The organism is Lysobacter sp. N42, assembly GCF_004344885.1.
The window spans coordinates 1-16,999 of the sequence record NZ_SKFB01000054.1 but is presented as its reverse complement, the minus strand read 5'-3'; the positions used below and the strand labels follow the sequence as shown (position 1 = coordinate 16,999).

Genomic DNA, 16,999 nt, shown 5'->3' with positions numbered 1-16,999 from the left:
CAGGGGTTTTACCCCAAACTCCAAGCACCGCAACGCTTTCCAGACACCGCGGGGGAATTTCTCCGGACAGCAGTGCGCGAACGCGGGGATCCATGGACGGCGCCTCTGCGCCCGCGCCCTGTCTCCCGCATCGCCCCGCGGACGCCGGATCCACGAACGTCCCACACGCCCGCACCGCCCTCACCGTCGTCCCCGCGAAGGCGGGGACCCAGTCACTTCCGCCCCCCTTCCGCGGCGTTCTGGTGCCCCGGCCCATTACGCCGTCATCCCCGCGAACGCGGGGATCCATGGACATTGCCTTTGCGTTGTGTGGTCAAGAGCAACAGCGTTTCGTGCGCTGTCGCGCCCGAGGCCCTTTTCTTTGCTTGCCCAAAGAAAAGTACCCAAAAGAAAGGGCCTTTCCCGACAGGTCTACAGCTCGCGACCGGACACGAAACCGCGATCGGCACACTCGCCATCCATGGCTCGGGTGCCGACGGCGCGCTTCCTGCGCGCCGCCCTTCGGGGCCTCACGATTGGCAATAGCTGCCGTGGTTTCGCGTCCGAGCATGGACTCGGGCGGTGGCTTGGCGGCCTTCGAACCTTTTGGTCGTTTCTTGGCGTGCGCCCCACGCCCCAACCCCCGGCGCGGCCGACCACCCGTCCCCTCCGCCATTGAACTCCCGCCGCCGCCGGCCGTTATCGGAGCCGGAAGTCCGTCGCCTGGCGGGCCGCCACTGCCGGCACACCCCTTGCATCGGTGCGGACATGCGCCTGCCCTCCACCCAACCGCTGTCGCTGGACCGCTCGACCGGGACCGACCGCCCGGGCATCGAGAAGGCCGCGCGCGAGCTGGAGACGCAGTTCGCGCACATGCTCATCAAGACCATGCGCGCCACCACCGGCGGCGATCCGCTGGGCGGCAACGACACCACCTACCGCGAGATGTACGACCAGCAGCTCGCCAAGGAGCTGACGAAAGGCCGTGGCCTGGGCATCGCGCCCATGGTCGTGCGCCAGCTCGAGCGGTCGCTGTCGCCCACCTCCGCTGCCGCCCCCACGGGCGCCCTTCCCCTTGCCCCGCCCAGCGCCGGCTTCGCGATGGCACAGCCGGCCGCCACGCCCGGCATGCCGCTGTCGCAGCCGCTGCAACTGGCGCCGTCGACCAGCGGCGTGTCCATGCCGGCCGCCGGGCCGCCGGACTTCGCGCCACCGCCCGCACGGGCGACGGGCGACGCCGACTGCGGCCCGGCCACGCCGCTGGACTGCTCCAGCCCCGAGGCCTTCGTGCGCTCGCTCTGGCCGCATGCGAAGAAGACCGCCGAGCAGCTGGGGGTGTCGGCCAAGGCGCTGATCGCACAGGCCGCGCTGGAAACGGGCTGGGGCCGCCGCCTGGTGGGCGGCGACAAGGGCGTGGTCTCGCACAACCTCTTCGGCATCAAGGCCACGGGCTGGAAGGGCGCGAAGGTCGCCTCCGGCACGCACGAGTACGTCGGGGGCGTGCGCGTGAACATGCGCGACAGCTTCCGCGCCTACGCCAGCGCGGCCGACAGCTTCGCCGACTACGCGCGCCTGCTGGGTCGCGAGCGCTACGCGGCCGCGCGCGGCACGGGCGATGACGTGCACCGCTTCGCCAGCGCGCTGCAGCGCGGCGGCTACGCGACGGACCCGTCGTACGCGAACAAGATCACCGCGATCGCCAACGGCGCCACCATGCGCCGCGCGCTTGCCGCACTGGAACGAGGCTGACCGAATGAGCGTGCTTTCAACCGGTGCATCCGCCCTGCTCGCCTTCCAGCGGGCCATGGGCACGGTCAGCCACAACGTCGCCAACGTCAACACGCCCGGGTATACGCGCCAGCGCGTGGACCTGGAGGCGCGCGCCGGTACGCAGACCGGCAACGGCTACGTCGGCTCCGGCGTGGCGGTGCAGCAACTGCAGCGCCTGGCCGACGGGCTGGTGTTCGCGCGCCAGGTCGACAGCAGCGGCGAGCTCGGCCGCCTGCAGCAGCTCAGCGCCTACTCCGACCGCCTCGACGGCCTGCTCAGCGGGCCGGCGACCAGCCTGTCGGGGCCGTGGACGGCATTCTTCGGCGCCGCCAAGGGTCTCGTGGCCGAGCCGGGCTCCGCGGTGGCGCGACAGGCGCTGCTGGACGCGGGCGACCAGCTCGCCACGCGCTGGCGTGCGCTGGACACGCAGCTGGGCAACGTGGGCCGCGAGGTCGATGCGCGCATGGCCAGCCAGGTCGACGTGGCCAACCAGCTCGCCGGCGAGATCGCCCGCCTCAACAGGGATATCGTCGCCGGCGGCAGCACGCCCAACCCCGACCTGCTGGACCAGCGCGCGCTGCGCATCGAGAAACTCGCATCGCTCACCGGAGCGGACGTGGTCGAGCAGGACGACGGCGCGATGAACGTCTTCAGCGGCGGCCAGGCGCTGGTGCTGGGCACTCGCGCAGGTAAGCTCGCGCTGTCGGTCGATCCGTTCGCTCCGGATCGCAAGGTCCTCTCGCTGGACGCGGTCGGCGGGCCCGTGAAGCTGCCGTCGGGCGCCCTGTCCGGCGAGATCGGCGGCCTGCTCGAGTTCCGCGACCGCGTGCTCGAACCTGCGCGCGCCGAGCTCGGCCGCGTCGCCACCGCTTTCGCCAGCGCGTTCAACGCCACCCAGCGCGCGGGCGTGGACTACACCGGCACCGCCGGTGCGGACCTGTTCTCGATCCCCGCCCCGCGCGTGGATGCCCATGCCGCCAATTCCGGCAGCGCGACGCTGGCCGCGAGCGTGGCCGATGTGGGCGCGCTCAAGGGGCCGGACATCACGCTGCGCTTCGCGGGCGGCGCGTGGTCGGCCACGCGCTCGTCCACCGGCGAGCCGCTGGCGCTCGCGGGCGCCGGCACCGCCGGGGACCCGCTGCGCATCGAGGGTGTTTCGCTGGTGGTTGCAGGCACCCCCGCCAATGGTGACCGCTTCGAGCTCCGCCCCACCTCGGGCGCCGCTGGCGGCATCGCGCTCGTCCAGCGCGATCCGAACCGCATCGCGGCGGCCGCACCGCTCCAGGCGCGGGTGGATGCCGCCAACCTCGGCGATGCCCGGCCCGCCGCATCGCGCATCACCGATCCGGCAGCCTTCGCCGGCTTCGGTGGCGCCGCAATCGAGTTCATCGACGCCAACAGCTACATGATCGACAACGGCCCGCCCATCGCCTGGACGCCCGGCACGCCGATCACCGGCGCCGGCTGGTCGCTCACGCTGGACGGCACGCCGGTCGCCGGTGACCGCTTCAGCCTCGCGCGCACTCCGGCACGCGCCAGCGACAACACCAATGCACGCCAGCTCGCCGGCGTCGATGCCCGCGGCCTGCTCGACGGCGGCGCGCTCGACCTCACCACGGGCCTGAGCGCGATGACCGCCCGGGCCGGCGGCGAGGCGCGCCATGCCGGAATGAACCTCGACGCGCAGCAGGCGATCCACGACCAGGCCATCGCCGATCGCGAGGCCACGTCGGGCGTGAATCTCGACGAGGAAGCCGCCGACCTGCTGCGCTACCAGCAGGCGTACCAGGCCGCCGCGCAGGTCATCGCCACGGCCGACACCATGTTCCAGACGCTGCTCGGCGCCGTGCGCCGCTGAAGGACGCCATGACCCTGCGCATCTCCACCAGCGGCCTCTACCAGCAAACGCTCGCCACCCTGCTCGCCCGGCAGAAGGATCTGGCGAAGACGCAGCAGCAGCTGGCCAGCGGCAACAAGCTCACCCGCGCGGCGGACGACCCCACCGGTGCCGCGCAGGCCCAGCGCCTGGACCATGCGATCGCCTCGCTCGAGCACTACGAGCGCGGCGCGAACCTCCTGGGCAACCGCCTGCGGCTGCAGGAGTCCGCGCTCACCGATGCGGGCGACTACCTGGCACGCGCGCGCGAGCTGGCGATCCAGGCCAATGCGGCCACGGTTTCCCCCGAGGACCGCAAGCTCATCGCGATCGAAGTCCGCCATATCCGCAACGAGCTACTGTCCATCGCCAACCGGGACGACGGCAATGGCCGCCGCCTGTTCGCCGGCGCGCGCGACGGCGTGGTGCCGTTCGCCGAATCGGGCGGCAGCGTGACCTACGCGGGCGACGACGGTCGCAACCTGGTGGACGTCGCCCCCGACCTGGCGCTTGCCGACACCGAACCCGGCAGCGAGGTCTTCATGCGCCCGCGCACCGGCGACGGCGAGATCCGCGGCACCGCGGTCGCGGCCAACACCGGCACGGGCGTGCTGCAGTCCACGCGCATCGCCGACCGTGCGGCCTGGCCCGCCGAGCCCCTGCGCCTTGCGTTCACCTCGCCCACCACCTGGGAAATGCGCGACGACGGCGGCACCGTACTTTCCACGGGCACCTACACCCCCGGTGGCAGCATCACGGCCGCGGGGGTCCAGGTCCAGCTGTCGGGCGCACCCGCGGCGGGCGATGCCTTCGACATCGCACCCGCACCGCGCCAGGACGTCTTCGCCACGCTCCGGGCCCTGGCCGATGCACTCGACGCACCCGCCGACAGCCCCGCCGCCCGCGCCCGCCTGGGCAATGCGGTCGGCAGCGGCCTGAGCGACATCGCCGCCGCGCAGGAGCATTTCCTGTCCATCCGCGCCTCCACGGGCGCACGCCTGAACTCGCTCGACGGCGCGGCCGACCGGCGCGCCGACGAGCACGCCACCCTGCGCGGCACGCTCTCGGGGCTGCGCGACGTGGACTATGCCGAGGCCACCATGCGCCTGAACATGCAGCTCACCGCCATCGAAGCTGCGCAGCGCACCCTGCTGCGGGTACAGTCGAGCTCCCTGTTCGACAAGCTCTGAGCCGCGACCCGCATGACCTCCGCCCACACCGCTCCGTCGCGCCCACGCGCGCACATCCGGTTGCCGCGCGCATGACCGGGACCGCGTCCTCACAGCCCGAAGGCGAGGGCCTGTACGAGAAGTACATGCTGCACCACCCCGGCGACGTGCGGGCCTGCCTGCGCAAGCTGATCGACCGGCACTCCGCACTTCTGGTGCACGCGGCCGGCACGGAGCAGGCGGTCTCGGTTGCGCTGGGCCTGGGTGATGCCTCGATGTGGGTGGACGTGCCACGCGACGCAGCCCTCACCGGGCGCCTGCTGCAGGCCGAGCGCCTGCGCTTCGAAGGCTCGATCGAGCGCATCACCGTCCGCTTCGCCACCGGCCCGGCGCGGCTGGGCGTCTGGGACGGGCTGCCCGCCCTCGAAGTGCCGCTGCCGGCCAAGCTCATGCACCTGCAGCGGCGCGAGTACGTGCGCCGCGAGCCCATCGGCAGCCTGGCCTGCGTGATGCCGGTGAACACCGTCGACGGCGAACGCAAGACGACCACCGCCACCATCGCCAACATCGGCGGCGGCGGCCTGGCGGTACTCACCGCCGACGACACCGGACTGGCGCTGGCTGCAGGCGACGTCATTCCCGACGTGTTCCTCGACATCCCGGAACAGGGCACCATGAAGGTCACGCTGCGCGTGCAACATGCCGCGCGCATCGAACAGCGCGGGCGCAGGCTCTGGCGCGCCGGCTGCAGCTTCGTCGACCTCACCGTGCAGGACCAGGCCAAGCTGCTGCGCTACGTGATGCACCTGGACCGCATGCACTCGGCACGGTCGCGCGAGAGGGAGTGACGCGCGGACCGCGGAGCGGTACGCGGCCGACGTCGGGCCGCATTCGCGACCGGGCCGAACGTCGAGGCCGGGCATCGCCTGGCAATCGGCCTGGCCGCATTCGCATCACCGTTTCCATCACCGCACCGCACTGCGGGCACGCAGCACCACGCGTGGCGTGCGACGCCGATCGCATGACGCTCCGCGCACGCCGGCACGCGAGGTCACAGGCGAGCGGGCACCTCGGCCGACTGCAGTCATGACTGCTTGCGGGCGACATGGCATGCACGGCGGCGCGGATCTGCGTTCCCGGGCGCATGCAATGCGCGGCGTGCGCCGTGCCGACAGCGGCTGATCCACGCTTGCCGCCGGTGCGGGGCCTCCGCCCAACGCGGTACCCGCCGACGATGCGCGGCCGGAACCGCAACCTCGGCCCTCGGATGACGCACGCCATCGCCTTCACCCCAACGCCTCCGTGCCGATACCGCTGGGGGCGCATTCGCCCGCGCAACGCCCGCCTGCCTGCAGCGGCCACCTCAAGTTTTCCGCTCTGCTGCCGACCGCACGCGCCATGGCCGCCGGTCGCCCGGAACAGCCTGAAAACAGGCGTCTACGCCTTCAGCGGCCTAAAGCTTGACAGGCCAGCGCCGTTACTGCTCCCAGCAGCGGCGAAGGCAATCCCGCCGAACCCTGCGAAAGCCGGCACCAAGGCCTTCGCCGCCCGCCGGCCCTCTCTTTCGGAGAACGCACATGTCTGTCATCAACACCAACGTGATGTCGCTCAATGCGCAGCGCAACCTGCAGACCTCGAGCTCGCAGCTGGCCACCAGCCTGCAGCGCCTGTCCTCGGGCCTGCGCATCAACAGCGCCAAGGACGACGCCGCCGGCCTCGCCATCTCGACCCGCTTCACCACGCAGATCCGCGGCCTCGACCAGGCCGCGCGCAATGCCAACGACGGCATCTCGCTCGCACAGACGGCCGAAGGCGCGATGGGCGAGATCACCAACAACCTGCAGCGCATCCGCGAACTGGCCGTGCAATCGCGCAATGCGACGAACTCGGCCACCGACCGTGCCGCACTCAATGCCGAGGCGCAGCAGCTGAAGGACGAAATCAACCGCGTTGCCTCGCAGACCTCGTTCAACGGCGTCAAGCTGCTCGACGGCTCGTTCACCAACCAGTCCTTCCAGGTCGGTGCGAACCAGGGCGAGACGATCTCGGTGAGCGGGATCGTCAACGCGAACTCGAACGCCCTCGGCAGCTACAGCCGAGCCACAGTGACCGGCGCCGCGGCGACCGCGTTCACCGCCGTCACTGCGGGCGACCTGACGATCAACGGCACGTCGGTCGGCGCCATCGCCGCCGCGGCCTCCGCGACGGAGCGTGCGGGCCAGGTGCGCGACGCGGTCAACTCGGTGTCCAGCACCACCGGCGTGTATGCGGTCAATGACACCGCCACGACGGTCACGCTGGTCTCGACCACGGCCAACATCACGATCGCCCACGCCGGCGCCACTTCGTCCGCGGCGATCACCGGCCTCACCGCCGCGACCACCAACCTGACGACATCCACCGGCTTCGACACGCTCGACATCTCCACCACGTCGGGCGCCGACGCCGCGATGCAGTCGATGGACGCCGCCCTCAACGCGATCAACACCGCCCGCGGCAACATGGGTGCGATCCAGAACCGTTTCGCCTCGGTGGTCGCCAACCTGACGACCACGTCGGAGAACCTGTCGGCCGCACGCAGCCGCATCCAGGACGCCGACTACGCGAAGGAGACGGCGCAGCTCACGCGCAACCAGATCCTGCAGCAGGCCGGCCAGGCGATGCTCGCCCAGGCCAACCAGGCACCGCAGGGCGTGCTCAGCCTCCTGCGCTGATCGCTCCACCGCAGCATGCGTCACCGAGAACGCCCGGCACCGCCGGGCGTTTTCCTTTTCCTATCCCGCACGGCCGGGCTCAAGCCGCGGCGTTCCGCGCCGATATCCACATCACGCGGGACCGCCCGCGCCCGTCCGGAGCCGCCATGCACCGCCATCGCGCCACCCCGCCCCCGCTGCACGTCGTCGCCGGAGACCGGCCATGGCGGTGAACGGCGTCGGCAGCGGGCTGGACGTCGCCAGCCTCGTGCAGCAGCTCGTTTCGGCCGAGCGCGGCCCCGCGGACGCGCGCCTGGACCGCACCGACCGCCGCCTCAAGGCGGAGATCTCCGCGCTGGGCACGTTGCGCTCGGCGTTCTCGTCGTTGAAGTCGGCGGCGGCTACGCTGGCCTCGCGCGAGTCGTCGCTGGCGCGCAAGGCGACGGTGCCCGAGGGCTCCGGCTTCGTCGCCACCGCGGGCACCAGCGCCGCGCTCGGCCGCTACCAGGTCGAGGTGCGCACGCTCGCCTCGGCGCACAAGCTCACCTCCGCTGCGCACGCCAGCGCGGACGCGGCAGTCGGCACGGGCCGCCTGACGATCGTCAGCGGCGGCACGACAATCGAAGTGGACGTTGACCCGGGCGCGAACTCGCTCTCTTCGATCCGCGACGCCATCAACGCGAAAGCCGCCGGCAAGGGCGTGAGCGCGACGCTCGTGCGCGCCGACGACGGCCACCACCTGGTGCTGACGGCGACTGAGACCGGAACGTCGAACGCCCTGCGCATCACCGCAAGCGGAGGCGACGGCGGGCTGGCCGCCCTGGCCTACGATCCGCCGGCCGCGTCCACGATGGTCTCGCGCGACGCGACCGACGCGCTGATCCGCATTGACGGCATGGACCGAACCAGCGCCTCGAACACGATCACCGATGCTCTCGCCGGCGTCACCCTCACGCTCACCAAGGCCGAGCCGGGCACGGTGCGCGAACTCTCGATCGGCAGCGACACCGCCGCGCAGAAGAACGCAGCGAAGAATTTCGTCAACGCCTTCAATGCGTCGGTGGCGTCCATCGCCACGCATACCGCCTACAACACCTCGACCGGCGTGGCCGCAGCGCTCAACGGCGACGCGATGGTTCGCGGCGTCTCGCGCGACATGCGGGAACTCGTGAGCTCGAACGTCAGCGACCTCAAGGCCGCCGGCATCACCATCAACAAGGACGGCACGCTCAAGCTCGACGAAGCCGCCTTCGACGCCGCGATCGCGAAGGATCCGCAGCTCGCCGCGCGCCTGTTCGGCAGCGAGCCGTCGAGCCTGGCCAAGCGCATCGAGGCCATGTTCGACACGGTGCTCGCCAGCGACGGCGCGCTCACCGCGCGCAGCGAGGGCCTCGACCGCCGCACGCGCACGCTCACGAAAGAGCGTGCCGACCTCGACCTGCGGATGAAAGCGGTTGAGACGCGCTACCGCGCCCAGTTCACCGCGCTCGACACGCTGATGACCCGTCTGAACTCGAGCATGACCTTCCTGCAGCAACAACTGGGCCTGTGAGCCCGCACCGGACACGCCCATGCACTCCGCACGCGCCTTCGCCGACCAGTACCGCCAGACCCGCGTGACCAGCGCGGTTCTCGACGCCGATCCCCATCGCATCATCGCAGTCATGTTCACCGCCGCCCGCGAGCGCACGCGCCTGGCCGCCGCCTGCGTCGACCGGGGTGACATCGCACGCAAGGGACAGGCGATCGCCGAGGCCAGCACCATCGTCAGCAGCCTCGGCGGCGCGCTCGATCTCGAACGGGGCGGCGAGATCGCCCAGGGCCTGGCCGCCCTCTACGACTACATCCAGCGCCGGCTTCTCGAGGCCAACCTCCGCAACGACGCGGTCATCCTCGCCGAGGTGGATGACCTGCTGGCTGACATCGAGTCGGCCTGGAGCGCCATCGCGCCCGAGGGCATGCCGGCGGGGAGCCCGTGATCCCGGCCCTGCCGGCGGACGCGATCCGTGCCGCCATCGCCCGCGACGACTGGGCGACCGCGGAAGCGCTGATCCAGGAGCACGAGCAGGCACTACGTGCCGCGTTCGCGGGCGAATCGCAGGCCGAGGCGCGCTGCCGCGAATCCTGGCTGCAGCTGCTGGCCGCCCAGCGCGACCTGATCGACGAACTGCGCACCGCGCGCGACGAGGCCGGCCGTGCCCTGGACCGCCTCGGCCGCGACCGGCGCGGGGTCGCCGCCTACCTGCAGGGGGGCGGATGACCGTCGAAGCCGCCCGGCAGGCGCTCTTCGGCGATGCGCTCGCGAGCGAGGAAGTGCGCCCGGCCGCCGTACTGCCCGTGCCGGCCGATGAGAACCGCCGTCGCCATCTGCTGATGCGCGCCGAGGCGCTGCTGCGCGCGCTGGCCGTGCTGGAGGAGACCCGGGCCGACGACACCGACGACCGCAATGCGGCCGATCCGGCGCTGCACCGGCTGGAAGCGAAGGTCGACCTGCTGCTGAGCCTGGTCGGCAGCCTGCTGCTGCGCGACCAGCCGGCGGACCCGCCGCGGCTGCTGCAGTGGTCCTCGCGCGGCGCGGCGCTGGACGTGCCCGCCGTCGAGCCCGGCCTGGTGCCGGGCGCCTCGGCCCTGCTGCGCGTGCAGCCCTCCGACGCCCTGCCCGAGGCCGTGCAGCTGCCGGCGCAGGTGCTCGCGATCGAACCCTCGCCGGCTGGCCGCCGCGTCTGGCTGGCCTTCGACGCCCTGCCTCCCACGCTGGAAGCCCTGCTCCAGCGCCACCTGTTCCGCGTTCACCGCCGCGCGATCGCCGAGAGCCGGCGCACGCGCTAGCTGGGCATCGGCTCCGTCGGCCCGCGCGACCTCGCCCGGCACCCGCGCTTGCCTTCCATGCGGACCGTGCTGGAACCGCTACGGCCCGTCCGCTAAGGTGGCCCCGAATGCGCGTCCTGCTCTGCGACGACCACACCCTCATCCGCGCCGGCCTGCGCCGGCTGGTCGAGTCATTCGACGGGATCGAGGTCGTCGCCGAGGCCGCCAGTGCCGACGAGGTGGTGATCCGCACCCGCGAGCACGCGCCGCACGTGGTCCTGCTCGATCTCTCCATGCCCGGCCGCAATGGTTTCGAAGCGCTGGAGGAGCTGCGCCGCATCGCGCCCGATACCGCGGTGGTGATCATGTCCATGCACGACGATGCCGGCCACGTGCGTGAGGCAATGTTGCGCGGGGCCAATGGCTTCGTGGTCAAGGAGGCCGCGCCGGCCGAACTCGAGATCGCCCTGCGCGCCGCGCACGCGGGGCGTGTCTACCTGAGCCCGCAGGTCTCGGCCACGATGCTGGCCGATGGCCTGGGCGCGCGCGGCCGGCGTGGCGACGCCGCCAGCCTCTCGCCCCGCCAGCGCGAGATCCTTACCGCACTCGGCGCGGGGCGGACCACCAAGCAGATTGCCGCCGACCTCGGCATCAGCGTCAAGACCGTGGAGACCCACCGGGCGCGGCTCATGGAGACCCTAGGCTGCCGCAACGCGGTCGAGCTGGTGCGTGCCGCCGTGCAGTGGGCCGACCGGGTCTGAGTCGACCGCGTACGTGCTGCCGTTCAGGCAGCTGAGCGGCCACCTGCCGATTCCGTGCGCCACTCCACGCTTGGCGACGGCTTTCTGTCGCTAGTGTCAGGGCTGCCCTGACAGGGCACCGGATTTCCCCTACACGCTATCGGGAACTTCCTGATTCGAAGCCCGGCATCGGACTTGCAGGATGGCTTGCAGGATTCATGCCGCGCTAACGATCCAGTCTCCGGGAGCGATCCACCATGAAGGCGACCGTCCGAACCCAGCTCTCGCAGTCGCTCAACCTCACGCCGCAGCTGCTGCAGTCGATCCGCCTGCTGCAACTGACTGCCCCGCAGCTGGAGATGGAGCTACGCCAGGCGCTGGATCGCAATCCGATGCTGGAGCTCGACGAGGGGGAGGAGACCGGCGAGACGGAGGCGGAAGGCCATGAGGCCGCCGCGGACGAGGCGGCGATGGAAGCGGCGGCCTGGGACGAGCTGCCTGAGCCGGCTTTCCTGTCGGGCATGAATGGCGGCGTCACCCTGGGGGATGACGACGCCACCGCGCGGATCGTCGATGGGGAATCGACCGACTTCCGCGTGCGCCTACTGAAGGAGCTGGAACTGTCGTGGAGGCGGGCGGACTTGGCGGTCGCCGCGTTCTGGCTGGACCACACCAGCGACTTCGGCCTGCTCGAGGCATCGCGTGCCGAACTCGAGGCCGTGGGGATGGCCTCGCTGGGCCTCCCGGCGCGTGAGCTGGAGATCGTCCGCCAGCGCCTGCTCAACGGCGACTGGCCGGGCCTGTGCGCGCAGGACGCCGGCGAGTGCCTGGGCGCGCAGCTGGACCGCCTGCCCGCCGACCCGGTGCAGGCCCTCGCCCGCCAGATCGTCCGCGAGCACATGGCCCTGCTTGCGCGCCACGACGCACGCGCGCTCGCCGCCGTGCTCGGCTGCGCCCACGCGGATGCGGAGGCCGCCATCGCACTGATCCTCTCGCTCAACGTCTGCCCGGTGCCCGAGTCGTCCCAGGGAACCGACGGCCACGTCGTCCCGGACGTGGTCGTGCGCAAGCTCGGCGGCGCCTGGCGGGTGAGCCTCAACGGCCGCACGCTGCCGAAGGTGCGCGTCTCGCCGCACTGCGAGGCAGGCCTGTCGGGCGCGCGGGGGGACGTCGGCACGCTCCGGGGCCTGCTCGACGAGGCCCGCTGGCTGGTGCGCGGCATCGCCATGCGCAACGACACGCTCCTGCGCACCACGCAGGTGCTGGTCGAGCGCCAGCAGGCCTTCCTCGAGCATGGCGAGGAGGCGATCGCCCCGCTCACCCTGCGCGAGGTGGCCGACGCCATCGGCATGCACGAGTCCACCGTCTCGCGCATCACCACGGGCAAGTACATCCAGACCCCGCGCGGCACGTTCGAGCTCAAGCGCCTCTTCGCCGTGCGCCTGGAAGGTGCGGAAGTGTCGGGCGCGGCGGTCAAGGCGATGGTCAAGCGCCTGATCGAGGCCGAGCCCCCGCATGCGCCGCTCGCCGACGAGACCATCGCCGGCCTGCTGGCGCGCCAGGGGATACGCATCGCGCGCCGCACGGTGGCAAAGTACCGCGACCAGCTGGACATCGCCCCCGCCCGCGCCCGCCAGCGCCCCCGGGTCGCGGCGTCCGCCTAACCGGTCCGGAGACCGCCATGCTCAGCGTCCTGCTCGTCGACGACCACGAAGGCTTCATCAACGCCGCCGTGCGCCACCTGCGCCGCCTCGACTGGGTCACCATCGCCGGCAGCGCGTCGAACGGCATCGAGGCCATCGCCCAGTGCGAGGCCCTGCGTCCCGACGTGGTGCTCATGGACCTGGCCATGCCCGAGATGGGCGGCCTGCAGGCCACGCGCCTGATCAAGGCGCAGGACGCCCCGCCCTACATCGTCATCGCCAGCCATTTCGACGACGCCGAGCACCGCGAGCACGCGCTGCGCGCGGGCGCCGACGCGTTCGTGAGCAAGCTGTCCTACATCCACGACGTGATGCCGCTGCTGGAGAAGCTGGCGGGCCGCGGCACCACGTCGGAGGCCGGGGCCACGCAATGAGCGAGTCGCGGATCCTGGTGGTCGACGGCGACATGTCGCGTGCGGAGCGCGTCGCCACGCTGCTGGAGTTCATGGATTTCAACCCGCGCCTCGTCGCGGACGCGGCCGACCTGGACCTGGCGCGCTCGAAGGCGAGCGACTGGGTCGCCGTGGTGGTGGGCGACGTGGGCGACACCGATGCCTGGTCGCGGTTCGCCGACTGGCTCTCGCGCCAGCCGCTGCACCCGCCGCTGCTGCTGCTGCCCGGCCACGAGGAGCGCGCCGCATGGCGGTCGCTCGTCCATCCCGATGCCGTGTGGCCCCTCGATTACCCCATCCGCCGGCCGCAGCTGCAGGACGCGCTGCGGCGCGCCAGCCTCAAGCGCATCGACGACGAGGAGCGCCGCGAGGCGCAGGCCAGCGTCGGACCGACGGGCACCTCCGACGCGGTGCGCCAGCTCAATCGCATGATCGACCAGGTGGCCGGCTTCGACACCACGGTACTGATCCTCGGCGAATCGGGAACGGGCAAGGAAGTCGTCGCCCGCACCATCCACGAGCGCAGCAAGCGCGCCGGCAAGCCCTTCGTCGCGATCAACTGCGGCGCGATCCCGGCCGACCTGCTCGAAAGCGAACTGTTCGGCCATGAGAAGGGCGCGTTCACCGGCGCGCTCACCCAGCGCAAGGGCCGCTTCGAGATGGCCGAGGGCGGCACGCTGCTGCTCGACGAAATCGGCGACATGCCGATGGCCATGCAGGTCAAGCTGCTGCGCGTGCTCCAGGAACGCACCTTCGAGCGCGTGGGCGGCACGCAGGTCTACACCTGCAACGTGCGCGTGATCGCCGCCACGCATCGCAACCTCGAAGACCAGATCGCGAAGGGAGGTTTCCGCGAGGACCTCTTCTACCGGCTCAACGTGTTTCCCATCGAGATGCCGGCGCTGCGCGAGCGCACCGAAGACCTTCCCGAGCTGATCGCGGCGATCACCCGCCAGCTCGCGGCAAGCGGTCGCGGGCGCGTCGCGCTCACGGGCGAAGCCGTCAACGCCCTCAAGCATTACCGCTGGCCGGGTAACGTGCGCGAACTGCACAACCTGCTCGAACGGCTTGCCGTACTGCATCCCGACAGCCAGGTACGGGTGGCCGACCTGCCTGCCCGCTACCGCGCCGGCGTACCGGACACGCCGGCCGACGCGCCGGCCGCGGCGCATCCCGCGGTCGCGCCACGCACTGCCCTGCCCGTGGCCGCCAACGCCGACAGCCCCGCACCCGGCCCTGCCGCCCTGAATCCGCGCGCCACGCTGCCGCCCGAAGGCCTGGACCTCAAGAGCCACATGGCGGAACTCGAACTGGAACTGATCCAAGCCGCGCTCCAGCAAGCCAATGGCGTCGTCGCCCACGCCGCGCCGCTGCTCGGTCTTCGCCGCACCACGCTGGTGGAAAAGCTGCGCAAGTACGGGATCGACCGCGATTCCGACTGAAGCCGCCGCCACGGGCGCCGGCCTCGGGTAGCGGCCGGCGTCAGAACGCGCGGTCGAGCGGGCTCAGCACGGCGCCTGCCCCACGGCCGAGCACGTGCGTGTAGATCTGCGTCGTACCAAGATCCTTGTGGCCGAGCAGCTCCTGCACCGTGCGGATGTCCTGCCCGGCCTCGAGCAGGTGGGTCGCGAACGAATGGCGCAGCGTATGACACGTCGCCGGCTTGGTGATGCCCGCGAGGTCGCGTGCGCGCTTGACGGCACGCTGCAGCGAACTCTCGTCGACATGGTGGCGGTGGACCCGGCCGGTGCGGGGGTCGGTCGAGCGTTGGGCCGAGGGAAACACGAACTGCCAGCCCGGATCCCGGGCTGCGTTCGGGTATTTCTTCGCCAGCGCATGGGGCAGCCGCGCCTCGCCGAAGCCCTCGGCGAGGTCGTGGCGATGCAGCAGCAGTGCGCGCTCGATCGCCCGCCGCAGGTCCTCGCGCAGTGCCTGCGGCAGGGGCACGCGCCTGTCCTTGTCGCCCTTTCCCTCGCGCACGAGGATCTCCCCGCGCTCGAAGTCGACATCCTTGACCCGCAGGCGCGTGCATTCCATCAATCGCATCCCCGTGCCATAGAGGAGCGCAGCCATCAGTCGCGTCGAGCCCTCCATCGCACCAAGCAGCCGCTCGACTTCGCTTCGTGACAGGACGACCGGCAACCTTCGCGGCCGCTTGGCGCGGACCACGTCCTGCATCCACGGCAGCTTGAGCCCTAACACTTCCCGATAGAGGAAAAGGAGCGCCGCCAGCGCCTGGTTCTGGGTGCCGGAGGCCACGTCATCACGAGCGGCCAGGTCCGTCAGGAAGCGCTCGACCTCCGGCCCACCGAGCTCGCGCGGGTGGCGCCTGCCGTTGGCGAGGATGAAGCGCCGCACCCAGCTGACGTACGCGCGCTCCGTCCGCAGGCTGTAGTGCTTCACGCGGACCCGCTCCCGGACCAGGTCAAGAAGCCGCTTCCCGCCCGCCTCGCTCGCCTGCGCTGCCGTCCCGCTGCCTTCATAGGTGCGGGGCCGCCGCCCCTCGCGCGCATGCAACAGAGGCGACTCGCCTGCAGTCCCACCGTCGCCGCGCGGCTGCACGACGCGGTCGTGTCGCCGTGACGGCGCCGCAGACGCCCAGCGAGCCTTGGAGCGCCCGGCCCCATACCCTCCCGGCGGATCCTCCCCCAACCTCAGCCCGAGGGACTGCCCAACACCACGGTAAATCGCTACCCACGCATCCATGCCCACTAACCGCTCCAACAACGCGATGGCGACGTGGCAATTGTCCGCGGCGAAGCGCCCGAGGCCGTAAGGCATTGACAGCAAGGGAGGTAGGAAAACCCCCTGTCGCATTCGCACCGCAACCGCGCGACCCGAATGTCGTACCGCGTCACGCGACATGGTAAGACGTGCCAGCACTCGCCGGTGCCAATTCGGGGTACACAAGATGTTGATTTTCCAGGAAAGTTCACCAAGCGTTGTCGCCCGGGCGCCGTCCAATCGGTTACCGTGGTGCTTGTGTTAGAGAATCGGTGTTAGCGCCCACAGTAGAATCAACGCATGGCCAAGTTCCTAAACACCAGCGCTACGAACTACTTCCTCGAAGAGCTCATCAAGGATGCGCGGGATCGGCTGATCCTCATTAGCCCGTTCCTCAAGCTCAACGACCGCATCAAGGAGCTTCTGTCGGACAAGAACCGACTGAAGATCGATGTTCGCATCGTGTATGGGAAGAGCGAGCTACAGCCGGCGGAAATAGCCTGGCTCAATGAGCTTTCGTATGTCCGAACGAGCTTTTGCAAGAACTTGCACGCCAAGTGCTACCTCAACGAAGAGCTCTGCATTGTTACAAGCTTGAACCTGTACGAATTTAGCCAGGTCAACAACAATGAGATGGGTGTGCTCTTTCGCCGATCAGAAGACTCCGACCTATACCGCGAAGCCTATGAAGAAGCCCAGCGCATCATCCGCATCAGCGAAGAGGTGCGGATTTCGCTAGAGCGTGTAGTCGCCAAAGAGCCCGATGATTCCACGGAAGAAGACAGTGGCTCCAAGCTCACGTCTTCGAAGCTTGCCGCCAAGCACGGCCTGAAGACTGCTCAGTTGATTGAACAGCTCGTCGCGCGAGGCCTGCTGGAGCTTAAGGAGGGCAAGCCGCATCTGACCGCGTTGGGAAAAGAAGCGGGCGGAGAGTTCAAATTCAGCAAGAAGTTTGGCCCGTACTTCGTCTGGCCGGAAGATCTACAGCCGGGTGGGCGCTAACAATTCGTCCAAGCCGACGCCGCTTCGCGGCGCGGCTTAACTCCGGTGTTAGCTGTGTACGTGGCCTGGCCGTGTTCAGCGGTGGCGCTCGAGGTTTCCCGTCGTCTTCGGCCACATCCCGCACCGAGGTTTCTCGGCTCGCA

Annotated in this window: 15 protein-coding genes; 14 read left to right on the top strand and 1 reads right to left on the bottom strand. The window is 70.5% G+C overall.

All coding sequences use genetic code 11. The features are described 5' to 3' along the window. Positions 1 to 747 precede the first annotated feature (747 nt). The 13 genes from flgJ to EYQ95_RS24155 all read left to right on the top strand — a co-directional run bounded on the left by flgJ (position 748) and on the right by EYQ95_RS24155 (position 14,572). Positions 748 to 1,728 carry a flagellar assembly peptidoglycan hydrolase FlgJ gene (gene flgJ, locus EYQ95_RS24210; protein ID WP_132331424.1) on the top strand — a complete coding sequence of 327 codons (981 nt, stop codon included), beginning with the start codon at positions 748 to 750 and terminating at the stop codon, positions 1,726 to 1,728. Positions 1,729 to 1,732: 4 nt separating this feature from the next. Beyond that, a complete protein-coding gene (gene flgK / locus EYQ95_RS24205; protein ID WP_165924849.1) occupies positions 1,733 to 3,607 on the top strand; it encodes a flagellar hook-associated protein FlgK in 1,875 nt (624 codons plus the stop codon). An 8-nt stretch (positions 3,608 to 3,615) separates the two neighbouring features. After that, on the top strand, positions 3,616 to 4,815 hold the full coding sequence (flgL, locus tag EYQ95_RS24200) for a flagellar hook-associated protein FlgL (RefSeq protein WP_132331420.1): 1,200 nt from the start codon (positions 3,616 to 3,618) through the stop codon (positions 4,813 to 4,815). A 71-nt stretch (positions 4,816 to 4,886) separates the two neighbouring features. Further along, positions 4,887 to 5,642 (top strand): flagellar brake protein, encoded by a 756-nt coding sequence (locus EYQ95_RS24195; protein WP_132331418.1) that lies wholly within the window; start codon positions 4,887 to 4,889, stop codon positions 5,640 to 5,642. 729 nt (positions 5,643 to 6,371) lie between these two features. After that, positions 6,372 to 7,508 (top strand): flagellin, encoded by a 1,137-nt coding sequence (locus EYQ95_RS24190; protein WP_132331416.1) that lies wholly within the window; start codon positions 6,372 to 6,374, stop codon positions 7,506 to 7,508. Between the two features lie 202 nt (positions 7,509 to 7,710). After that, positions 7,711 to 9,039 carry a flagellar filament capping protein FliD gene (gene fliD / locus EYQ95_RS24185; RefSeq protein ID WP_132331414.1) on the top strand — a complete coding sequence of 443 codons (1,329 nt, stop codon included), beginning with the start codon at positions 7,711 to 7,713 and terminating at the stop codon, positions 9,037 to 9,039. Positions 9,040 to 9,058: 19 nt separating this feature from the next. Beyond that, positions 9,059 to 9,466, top strand: a complete 408-nt coding sequence (gene fliS, locus EYQ95_RS24180) for a flagellar export chaperone FliS (RefSeq protein WP_132331412.1) — start codon at positions 9,059 to 9,061, stop codon at positions 9,464 to 9,466. After that, positions 9,463 to 9,747: a hypothetical protein gene (locus tag EYQ95_RS26480; protein ID WP_165924848.1), complete on the top strand. Its 285-nt coding sequence runs from the start codon at positions 9,463 to 9,465 to the stop codon at positions 9,745 to 9,747. Before fliS ends, EYQ95_RS26480 begins: the two co-directional genes overlap by 4 nt. Then, complete coding sequence (locus EYQ95_RS26475) at positions 9,744 to 10,316, top strand: PilZ domain-containing protein (protein ID WP_165924847.1); 573 nt, start codon at positions 9,744 to 9,746, stop codon at positions 10,314 to 10,316. Before EYQ95_RS26480 ends, EYQ95_RS26475 begins: the two co-directional genes overlap by 4 nt. Positions 10,317 to 10,423: 107 nt before the next feature. Continuing rightward, positions 10,424 to 11,056, top strand: a complete 633-nt coding sequence (locus tag EYQ95_RS24170; protein ID WP_132331408.1) for a response regulator transcription factor — start codon at positions 10,424 to 10,426, stop codon at positions 11,054 to 11,056. Positions 11,057 to 11,292: 236 nt separating this feature from the next. Then, entirely contained in the window at positions 11,293 to 12,699 is a 1,407-nt protein-coding gene (gene rpoN / locus EYQ95_RS24165; RefSeq protein ID WP_132331406.1) for an RNA polymerase factor sigma-54, read from the top strand. Between the two features lie 17 nt (positions 12,700 to 12,716). Next, positions 12,717 to 13,112 carry a response regulator transcription factor gene (locus tag EYQ95_RS24160; RefSeq protein ID WP_132331404.1) on the top strand — a complete coding sequence of 132 codons (396 nt, stop codon included), beginning with the start codon at positions 12,717 to 12,719 and terminating at the stop codon, positions 13,110 to 13,112. Continuing rightward, a complete protein-coding gene (locus EYQ95_RS24155; RefSeq protein WP_132331402.1) occupies positions 13,109 to 14,572 on the top strand; it encodes a sigma-54 dependent transcriptional regulator in 1,464 nt (487 codons plus the stop codon). The genes EYQ95_RS24160 and EYQ95_RS24155 overlap by 4 nt, the downstream gene beginning before the upstream one ends. Positions 14,573 to 14,612: 40 nt before the next feature. Here the strand turns inward: EYQ95_RS24155 and EYQ95_RS24150 are convergent, their stop codons facing one another. Then, the gene (locus tag EYQ95_RS24150; protein ID WP_243700061.1) at positions 14,613 to 15,554 is read right to left on the bottom strand and encodes an integron integrase; all 942 of its coding nucleotides are present in this window, start codon (positions 15,552 to 15,554) and stop codon (positions 14,613 to 14,615) included. Between the two features lie 600 nt (positions 15,555 to 16,154). On the opposite strand from EYQ95_RS24150, the gene EYQ95_RS24145 reads away from it, so the two are divergent. Continuing rightward, the gene (locus EYQ95_RS24145) at positions 16,155 to 16,856 is read left to right on the top strand and encodes a phospholipase D family protein (protein ID WP_132331400.1); all 702 of its coding nucleotides are present in this window, start codon (positions 16,155 to 16,157) and stop codon (positions 16,854 to 16,856) included. The last annotated feature ends 143 nt before the right edge of the window (positions 16,857 to 16,999 follow it).